Annotated in this window: 10 protein-coding genes; 6 read left to right on the forward strand and 4 right to left on the reverse strand. The window is 45.9% G+C overall.

What is annotated here, in order from left to right:
- Positions 1–179 precede the first annotated feature (179 nt).
- The 4 genes from HRU21_07015 to HRU21_07030 all read right to left on the reverse strand — a co-directional run bounded on the left by HRU21_07015 (position 180) and on the right by HRU21_07030 (position 4130).
- On the reverse strand, positions 180–1859 hold the full coding sequence (locus tag HRU21_07015) for an arginine--tRNA ligase (GenBank protein ID NRA42044.1): 1680 nt from the start codon (positions 1857–1859) through the stop codon (positions 180–182).
- A gap of 137 nt (positions 1860–1996) precedes the next feature.
- A complete protein-coding gene (locus HRU21_07020) occupies positions 1997–2620 on the reverse strand; it encodes an ANTAR domain-containing protein (GenBank protein ID NRA42045.1) in 624 nt (207 codons plus the stop codon).
- Positions 2621–2862: 242 nt separating this feature from the next.
- Positions 2863–3600 carry a cupin domain-containing protein gene (locus HRU21_07025; GenBank protein NRA42046.1) on the reverse strand — a complete coding sequence of 246 codons (738 nt, stop codon included), beginning with the start codon at positions 3598–3600 and terminating at the stop codon, positions 2863–2865.
- A complete protein-coding gene (locus HRU21_07030; GenBank protein NRA42047.1) occupies positions 3597–4130 on the reverse strand; it encodes a sigma-70 family RNA polymerase sigma factor in 534 nt (177 codons plus the stop codon). The genes HRU21_07025 and HRU21_07030 overlap by 4 nt, the downstream gene beginning before the upstream one ends.
- A gap of 197 nt (positions 4131–4327) precedes the next feature.
- On the opposite strand from HRU21_07030, the gene HRU21_07035 reads away from it, so the two are divergent.
- The 6 genes from HRU21_07035 to HRU21_07060 all read left to right on the forward strand — a co-directional run bounded on the left by HRU21_07035 (position 4328) and on the right by HRU21_07060 (position 9465).
- Complete coding sequence (locus HRU21_07035; protein ID NRA42048.1) at positions 4328–4771, forward strand: nuclear transport factor 2 family protein; 444 nt, start codon at positions 4328–4330, stop codon at positions 4769–4771.
- Between the two features lie 14 nt (positions 4772–4785).
- A complete protein-coding gene (locus HRU21_07040; GenBank protein ID NRA42049.1) occupies positions 4786–5574 on the forward strand; it encodes an SDR family NAD(P)-dependent oxidoreductase in 789 nt (262 codons plus the stop codon).
- An 11-nt stretch (positions 5575–5585) separates the two neighbouring features.
- Positions 5586–6845 (forward strand): FAD-dependent oxidoreductase, encoded by a 1260-nt coding sequence (locus HRU21_07045; protein NRA42050.1) that lies wholly within the window; start codon positions 5586–5588, stop codon positions 6843–6845.
- Positions 6845–7624, forward strand: a complete 780-nt coding sequence (locus HRU21_07050; GenBank protein ID NRA42051.1) for a DUF1365 domain-containing protein — start codon at positions 6845–6847, stop codon at positions 7622–7624. Before HRU21_07045 ends, HRU21_07050 begins: the two co-directional genes overlap by 1 nt.
- Positions 7625–7633: 9 nt before the next feature.
- Positions 7634–8905 (forward strand): class I SAM-dependent methyltransferase, encoded by a 1272-nt coding sequence (locus HRU21_07055; GenBank protein NRA42052.1) that lies wholly within the window; start codon positions 7634–7636, stop codon positions 8903–8905.
- Positions 8906–8907: 2 nt separating this feature from the next.
- A complete protein-coding gene (locus HRU21_07060; protein NRA42053.1) occupies positions 8908–9465 on the forward strand; it encodes a DUF2878 domain-containing protein in 558 nt (185 codons plus the stop codon).
- Positions 9466–9660: the final 195 nt, after the last annotated feature.

Genomic DNA, 9660 nt, shown 5'->3' on the forward strand with positions numbered 1-9660 from the left:
ATTGTTGTTATCACACCGGCTAAAAACCATAGCCAAGCTGGCAAAAAACGCTTTGCTGGCGCAGGTTTTTTCGCAGATTTGCGGGCTGCTGGTTTTTTAGCCGCTTTACTTTTTGCGCTCTTAGCACCGGCCTTTGCGAAATCGTGACTCATTGTTTTGCCTATCTATCCTTAGACGCGTTACATATTTTCAGGCGCAGACACACCCAACACAGCCAAGCCATTGGCAATCACTTGCTTACTGGCCATGCTTAGCGCAGCACGCGCATTTCTTAGCCCTTCCTCATCAAGCAAGACCTTATGCGCATTATAAAAACTATGATAGTCCGCAGCTAATGCTTTTAAATAAGTCGCAACCGAATGCGGCTCTAGCTTTTGCGCAGCCGTAGCTAGCATCTCAGGATAGTGCGCCAAAGTTTTTAACAGCGCTTTTTCTTCATCTGAACTCAATAAGCCAAGATCGGCCTGCGCAAGTGAAAACGTATAGCCCTGCGCCTGTAACTTAGCATTCACACTAGCCGCGCGGGCATGCGCATATTGAATATAGTAAACCGGATTTTCGTTAGATTGTGATTTAGCTAAATCAATATCAAACGTGAGCTGTGAATCAGGTCGACGTGAGACCAAAAAAAAGCGCGTCGCATCGCGGCCAACTTCATCAATTAAGTCGCGTAAGGTGACATAGCTGCCGGCTCGCTTGGAGATCTTCACCTCCTCACCACCACGCATCACCATTACCATTTGATGCAAAACATATTCGGGCCAGCCACCTGGAATACCTTCATCGAGGGCCTGCAAACCCGCCCTGACGCGCGTCACCGTAGAGTGGTGGTCTGCACCCTGTTCATTAATAACGCGCTTAAATCCGCGCTGCCATTTATTCAAATGGTATGCCACATCGGGCACAAAATAGGTATAGCCGCCATCGGTTTTGCGCATCACACGGTCTTTATCATCACCGTAATCGGTAGACTTAAGCCATAGTGCACCGTCTTTTTCATAGGTCTTATCATTGCTTATTAGCTGCTGCACAACGGCGTCGACTTTACCCTCTTGATACAGCGAAGACTCTAAAAAGTAGACATCAAAATGCACCGCAAACGCCTTCAAATCTAGGTCTTGCTCACGCCGTAAATACGCCACCGCAAAACGGGTGATATCCTCAAGATCATCAATATTGCCTGAGGCCTTGACCGATATATCGCTTGCAACAACGCTTGCCTTGGCCTGATAAGCCTTGGCAATATCAATAATATAGTCTCCACGATAGCCATCTGCTGGCCAACTCGGATCACTGGGGCCCAGACCCTTTAAACGCGCCTGCGTTGACAGTGCTAAATTTTGTATTTGCTGGCCTGCGTCATTGTAATAGAACTCGGCTGTAACATCATAACCGGCAGCGCTTAATAAGCGACATAAGGAATCACCCACGGCTGCACCGCGACCATGTCCAACGTGCAACGGTCCCGTTGGATTGGCTGAAACAAACTCAACCTGAACAGCCTCAGCCTGCCCGATATCACTCACGCCAAAGCGCTCGCCCTGGCTCAAGATTAAGCCAACAACTTGGGTAGCGGCAGCGTTTTGCAGAAAGATGTTGATAAAACCTGGACCAGCAATTTCTGTTTTGGCGACTACATCGTTCGCCGGCAAAGCGGCAACAATTTTTTCTGCCAGATCTCGTGGCGGCATCTTTGCCACTTTTGCCAAGGTTAGGGCAAGATTAGTTGCAAGGTCACCATGCGCCTTGTTTTTTGTACGATCTAACTGAACACGCACTAGCGCATCCTCTGGCAACACGCCCGCTTGCTGTAACTGCGCAACAGAATCACTCAATAGCGCCGCTAATTGCTCTTTCATGAAATCAACCTTGTAAAGAAAGCCGCTACCATCGCCGACATAGCAAAAGTCGCTCACAGAAGCGGTTCGAGGAATGCAAAATGCCGGCTATTGTAGCGGTTTAGGCGGAGGGATTAAAGTGGTGAGAAAATAATGCCTTAGTCGAGCAAGGCAAAAACGTCGATAATATTCCTGGCCACCGTGACCATGGGCTGCCCCTTATCCATCGACATTTTTCGCAGGCTTTTATAGGCCTGATCTTCGGAAAAGCCTTTTTGCTGCATCAGCAAGCCTTTGGCCTTATCCAGCAATTTTCTTTCCTCAAGCTTACCTTGCGTAGAGTGCAGCTGCTGCTTTAACACCTGCGTGTCACGAAACCTCGCCATAGCGATTGTTGTGACTGCCGATAAACGCGATGCTTCTGCCGCATCAACAATAAAAGCGTCCACGCCTGCAGCTACCGCCTGCTGAATAACCTGCGGCGAATCTTCCTGAGAAAACATGATCACCGTGAGCGGCGACAGCTGATCAAGCTTTGCCAGCATTGCTAGCATGTCGACATCTGGGTAGCCAACATGAATTAGCAGACAATTCGGCTGATACTGATCCACCGCAGCAAACACCTCATCAACCGATTGCACGCAGCTTAATAGCTGGTAGCCACAATCCAAAATCGCCGTTTGCAAGGGACCCACATGATTATGCACCGTGTCTAACAGCACGGCTTGAACGCTCTCAGTCTTTAGTGGGAAAGTTTGCGAGGCAAGGTTGAATGAATTCATCCAGCTATTTTCTGCTCATCATATAGTAGAGGATTGATCTTTAGCTGTTGAACTTTCGCTAAGAGGCAAACCTCGGTATTCATGGGCCGCCTAAACTCAAGCGGATGCATGGAACTGATGAAGCAATTTACAGGCCAGTTGTCTTAAAATATTTTAAGCTATTGATATAAAAAGATATTTTAAGCTATTTGCAAAAAATAATAGCGGGGAGGATGTGGAAGGTGCACTAATAGTGCACCAAATTAAGCGGCACCCGCTTGAAACGGATGACTTAAACGCAAGAACGGGTTCAGTAATCGAGAGAAGAAGCCGGTGAACTGAATGGGGCCATCTAAAACGATCAGACAAATACAGTCTTGGTCATTCGTTGCAATCGGCTTGTGCTTGTGAGCACTGTCGCGAAATACAAAATCACCTTGACGATAAAACCCTTCTTCATCAGAAAAACTGCCTTGCAAGACAACTGTGATTTCATCGCCGGTGTGGCTGTGATGAGACATCTGACCACCCGCTTTCACTCGCACTAGGGCAGCTTTCGCACCATTACCCTCGGTAGTCAGCTCAGTCAAAGAAACGGTAGGGCTAATTTTGCGCCAGTTCAATGATGCAAAATTATCCGGCACGAACTTTTTCAAACAGTGCGGAATATTGCTCTGCGCACGGTGCGAGGAAGATGGTAAAACCGACGCACCGGTAGAGAGTGCCGGTTTGCAATTATCAGAGTGGTCATTCGCAGCATCAGTTTTGATGGCCGCAAGTACTTTATCTTTAAGTGAAGTAGAGACCGGCTTGTCGGCCATCGACTGCATTTGGATACCGCCAAGGGCTTGTAAACGCTGGTAATTTTGCTGACAGTGTGGGCAGTGCTCCAAGTGAGCAGAAACGCACAGGGCACGGCTCAGTGGCAAGCTACCGGCAGCATATTCGATTAATTGTTGATCGCTAGGGTGATGCATAATATTTACACTTGAGGAGATCATTGCATTTTCCTCATCATAACTTCTAATTTACCAAGGGCCAGTCTGACGCGGGATTTAACCGTACCAAGCGGCATACTTAATTCATCAGCCACCTGTTGATGACTTTTACCTTCCATATATACTTTTGCCAGCACCTGCGCCTGCTCGTTGGGCAGCAAACTGATCGATTGCTGAATACTTGCCTGCAGCTGTTTTTGTTGTACGGCTGAAAACAGATCTTGGCTTTCATCGACCTGCTGATTATAAATGTCCTCAGGGTCGATTTCACTGACGAATCGACCGTTTTTACGCAAGTAATCAATTCTTGCGTTTCTTGCCATGGTAAAAATCCAGGTTGAGACCGAGGCTTTACCTGCACTGAACAAATGCGCCTTGTTCCAAATCTTGAGCATAACCTCTTGCACTAGCTCGTCAGCAACCATTACTGCACCTGGTTGTTGGGCAAGGCTATAAGCTTTAACTTTCGGAGCAAACACATCAAAGAGGTTTGCAAAAGCTTGCTCGTCTCGCTTTTCAGCGACGGCATGCATCCACTGAACCCAAGTTTCTCTTTCGGCTTTCTGCTGCGGCGTTGGCGTTTGTCGCACGGCAATTCCTTCCGTTAATAGTGGGTAACGTTTCCTTTACGCGATCATATTTATATTAGATCACATCAGAATGAATATTTTCTTGATCCAAGCGCAGTCACGACGCGTAAATTCATTGGCAATCCCCTCTGAGAACTGTGATGAATCAACAACTTTTACCACATGATGTGTTAATCAGCCAATTTAAGGCTTTTTATCGTGACCTTCAACAATCAAATATTGTTGATATGCAGCACATCTACGCCAACGATATCGTGTTTAAAGACCCCATTCATCAAGTCAGAGGGATTGATCATGTTATGTCGTATATGCAATCTTCGATCAATAATACTAACCAGTGCCGCTTTGAGTTCTTAGATGAAATTATTACTGAACACAGTGCATTTATTAAATGGCATATGCACTACCAGCATCCAAAACTTGGCAATATGCCGCAAACCTTACTCGGCATGACACACTTATTATTTGACGATAAGATTACTTTTCACGAAGACACTTACGATCTTGGAGCCATGGTGTATGAACACATACCGGTACTGGGCTCAGCTACGCGCTACGTTAAACGCAAACTAGGTCACTACTAAATTTAAGGAAAGATATGCACTCCCAGTACAATCGCAAGCCCATCATCTGGATTACGGGCGCGAGTTCTGGCATTGGCAAGGCTTTGCTGGAATTTTACGCTAAAAATCATCATGATTGGCAAATCATCGCGAGCGCGAGAAACCTAAACCTTGTGCAAAGCGAGTTTGCTGATTACAGCAACATATCTTTTATTCCTATCGACGTCAGCAACGAAGACACGCTCAGTGACGCGGCAGAACAAATCCAGCAGCGTTTTCACTATATTAGCCACGTGATAGTAAATGCCGGGGTCTGCGAATACAGCGACCAGCTGCCGCTTGATATGCAAACATTAGATGACGTCATGCAAGTTAACTTTTATGGCGCAGTCAAAACCATTAACGCCGCCATTCCATTACTGAAATCCAGCCCTATCCAACGCCAAATTGTTGGCGTTAACTCACAGGTAGTGTTTGCACCGTTTGCTCGCGCAGAGTTTTATGGCGCCAGTAAAGCTGCGTTTGACTATTTTCTCAAAAGCCTTAGGGTTGATTTGACTCACCATCAAATTGACGTTAATACTATTTATCCTGGCTTTGTTAAAACGCCGCTAACCGATAAAAACACTTTCGATATGCCGTTTATGGTTGAAGCCGACAAGGCCGCTCGCCTTATGGCTGCCGCTATTGCGAGCAATAAACGTCATTACGTCTTTCCTAAATCACTGTATGCCACACTATGGCTCAGTCGCATTATGCCTAAAACTTGGCAAAAAATTGTTAGCCAAGACTCCTCCAATCCTGCAGAGCATTCTCAAGCCTAAGGAACCACCACATGAAAATTGCCATTATCGGCAGCGGGATTTCGGGCCTGTCTGCTGCATATCTATTGCAGCAGCAGCATGATATTCACATTTTTGAAGCTGACAGCCGCATCGGCGGCCATACCGCCACTAAGTNAATCNGTATTGATGAGCGAGAGTATCAAATTGACACCGGCTTTATTGTNTACAATGACTGGACCTACCCAAACTTCATTGCCTTAATGGATCAGCTTGGGGTCGAGAACCAAACCACTGAGATGGGCTTCAGCGTCACCGCCAAAGATCGCGATTATGAATATTCTGGCACTAATATTGCGACACTTTTTGCACAACGCAAAAATATTCTTAGTGTTAAGCACTGGCAGATGATTAGAGACATACTTCGCTTTAACAAAGAAGCCATTATCGATTTAGAGCAAGGGCAGCTAGCTGCAGACACAAGTCTGGGCGACTACCTGGTAGCTAACAACTACAGTCAGCAATTTATCGACTACTATCTTATCCCGATGGGCTGCGCGATTTGGTCGGCATCAACGCAAATGATGATGAATTTTCCATTGTTGTTTTTTGTGCGATTTTTCAAAAATCATGGCCTGCTAAGCGTTAACAACCGTCCACAGTGGCGAGTCATCAAAGGCGGATCCGCTGCCTATTTAGACAAAATTAGTGCAGGCTTTGCCGAGCGCATTCAGTTGAATGCGAAGATTAGCTCAGTCAGTCGATCGTCTGAAGGCGTTACCCTATCATTTGCCGACCAAGACGATGCGCAGTTTGATCAAGTTATATTTGCCTGCCACAGCGATCAGGCCCTGCAACTGCTGAGCGACCCAAGCCCAGAAGAAAGCAGCGTGCTGGGCGCAATCGCCTATCAAAGCAACGATGTCGTGCTACACACCGACACCCGCTTATTACCCAAGCGACAATCCACCTGGTCTAGCTGGAATTATCTATTGGAGCCCGGCGAACAAACGCATGCGGTCTTAAGCTACAACATGAATATTTTACAAGGCATTGAGAGCCCACACACCTTCGTCGTGACACTCAACGCATCTGAACAAATTGATGACGCTAAAGTGTTGGGCCGCTACCAATACAGTCACCCGGTATTTACGCTCGATGCCATCGCCGCACAACAGCGCTGGTCAGAAGTCAATGGTGTTAACCGCAGCTGGTTTTGTGGCGCTTACTGGCATAATGGTTTTCACGAAGATGGTTGCAAAAGTGGCGTTCGCGTCGCCAAGGCACTTGGCGCAACATGGGATATTGAATAATGTCGTCTAGTGAAGCACACGACCTCAATCATTGGGTGTATCAAGGCACGGTTCGTCACCGACGCTTCACACCCAAGCTCAACAGCTTCACTTACCCATTAAATATGTGGTTTATCAATCTGGATAAATTAGCGCAGCTAAAGCCACGCTGGTTTTCACCTTTTCGCTTTTCTGCATCGGACTATTTATCAGGCCTATCAACAGGTAAAACCGAGGATAATCAGCCAGACCTTAAACAGCAAGTGATTGAAAAAGTAAACGCTGAGCTGGGCGAGAAAAATATTGCGCAGGTGTTTTTATTAACGCAACTACGCTGCTTCGGCTATGTCATCAACCCGATAAGCGTTTTCTATTGCTTTGACCACGCACACCAGCTGATAGCGCTAGTCGTTGAGGTTACCAACACCCCATGGGGGCAAAGAATTGACTACGTCTTGGGCTGTGATCCAAGCAAAAAACGTCAGCGTATTTGTTTTGAGAAAGCTATGCATGTCTCTCCATTCAATCCAATGGACATGGATTATCAATGGTCTAACAACACCCCCGACGATCAAATCAACGTGCACCTTAGCTGCATAAAAGATCAAGAAAAAGTGTTAGATGCAACCTTGATACTGGAGAAAGCCTACCAACCTTTTAGCATCAAAGGTTTTAACATGCTTATGACATGGCGCATCGCAGGATTAATTTATTGGCAAGCGGCGAAGCTATTTCTGCTAAAGCGTCTGCCATTTTATGACAACCCCACTACCGCTGAATCCGTCGAAAAGACCAGCTAAGGATACAAGATGTCTTCTGTAAGTGCAGACTTTTCTCACCTTGAATCTCGACTCAAATCCTCCATCATTGATGACTTTGCACAAAAACAAGTGTTCAAATACTTTGAGAATATTACCTACGGTAAGCTGGTTTTTACCATCAATAACGAGATAATAACCTTAGGTAATCCAGATGAAGTTGAACTGGTTGCAAGTATTCAGGTTCACAATCGCGCAACGTTCAGACAGATCATGCTCAACGGCATGATAGGCGCAGCAGAAATGTTTATGCTTGGGGCTTGGACCACACCAGACTTACTCTCGGTAGTGCGTCTAATGTGCCAAAACATCAATTTACTTAATGATATTGATCGCAGCCGAAATTGGCTAACACGCGCCTCAAGTGCATTGTTGCACTGGGCCAACCAAAATACGCTATCGGGCTCAGCAAAAAACATCTCGGCACATTACGATCTCAGTAATGACTTTTTCGAAACTTTTCTTGATCAGACCATGATGTATTCATCGGCCGTCTTCAGTGAGGAGCACAATACCTTAGAATCTGCTGCCACGCATAAGCTTGATCTCATTTGTCAAAAGCTGCAGCTTTGCCCGGATGACAAGGTAATCGAAATTGGCACTGGCTGGGGCGGCATGGCGATTCATGCGGCTAGTCATTATGGCTGTCATGTCACAACAACGACCATCTCAAGCGAGCAGTATAACTACACGTGTGAAAAAGTTGCAGCACTTGGCTTGGACGATAAAATCACGGTGTTAAAACAAGACTACCGTGAACTAGAGGGTAAGTTCGATAAGCTCATATCGATTGAGATGATTGAAGCTGTTGGCCATCGCTTTTATCAAAGTTATTTTGAGCAATGCTCAAAACTGTTAAACGACAATGGGCAGGCATTAATTCAAGCCATAACCATTTCGGATCAGCGCTATGATGATGCCAAAAACGATATCGATTTCATTCAACGCTATATCTTCCCTGGCGGCTGCTTACCAAGCGTGTCGGTTATTGCCAACTGTGTGGCTTCTCATACCGATATGCAAATTGTTGATCTTCACGACATCACTGCCGATTATGCGACAACGCTAGATGCCTGGCATCAGCGCTTTAATACCAATATCGATGCCGTGAAAGCTCTAGGGTTTGACGATATTTTTTGCCGCATGTGGCAATACTATTTATGCTACTGCGAAGGCGGCTTCCGCGAACGGATTATTCAAACGTCTCAAATTTTAATGAGCAAGCCACTGGCGCGAAATATAAACACCAGCTGCAGAAGTTAGCCATGTTGGCGCAAATAGAACAGCTACCGCAGTCGATGACCCCAAACCAAAAAAAAGTGGTCAATGGCTTGGTATTTCAAATAAATTGGTTTGCCTGCATTTTTGCCAATACTACGGTCCTTCTTGCTAGCACCATATTCTTACTGCTGTTTCATTTCGCGCTTATCGACCGCAATGCCAAGCAATGGCTGATTTTATTTTTTATTGCCATCATCGGCTACGCCGCTGATAGCGCCCTAGCCGCGTCCGGCATGATTATGTTCTCACCCTCGGCCAACCTTGTCTTAAACGGCATCAATATCGCCGTAGCGCCATTGTGGTTATTTTGTCTCTGGTTAAGTTTCAGCTCATGTTTACATTATGCCTTTAGCTTTCTTTATCAGCGGCTATTACTGACACTTTTAATATGCCTAAGTGTCATCCCATTTAATTACTATATTGGGGCAAATTTTCGTAACGCTGTATTTGCCGAACCCAGCTGGCTAGGTCTGGCCCTGATTGCCGCTTATTGGGCACTGTTATTACCGATAGCAATACGCATGAGCAACCAAGTAAAATGATCAAGCAATGCTGCAAATACTTCAGTTTTTATCACATAAACGCTAATCATTGTCAGCGTTTACTATCACTATACCTTCGGCTAATCTGCTGTTTTTTCATACCACTGTCTTACGCCGCAACTGACAACGTAACTGATTCTGAAAAGGATACCGCTGAAACAACAATCATTGGACATGTGTTTGACGCCAATAGTT

It is taken from the genome of Pseudomonadales bacterium, from assembly GCA_013215025.1.
GTDB lineage: Bacteria > Pseudomonadota > Gammaproteobacteria > Pseudomonadales > DT-91 > DT-91.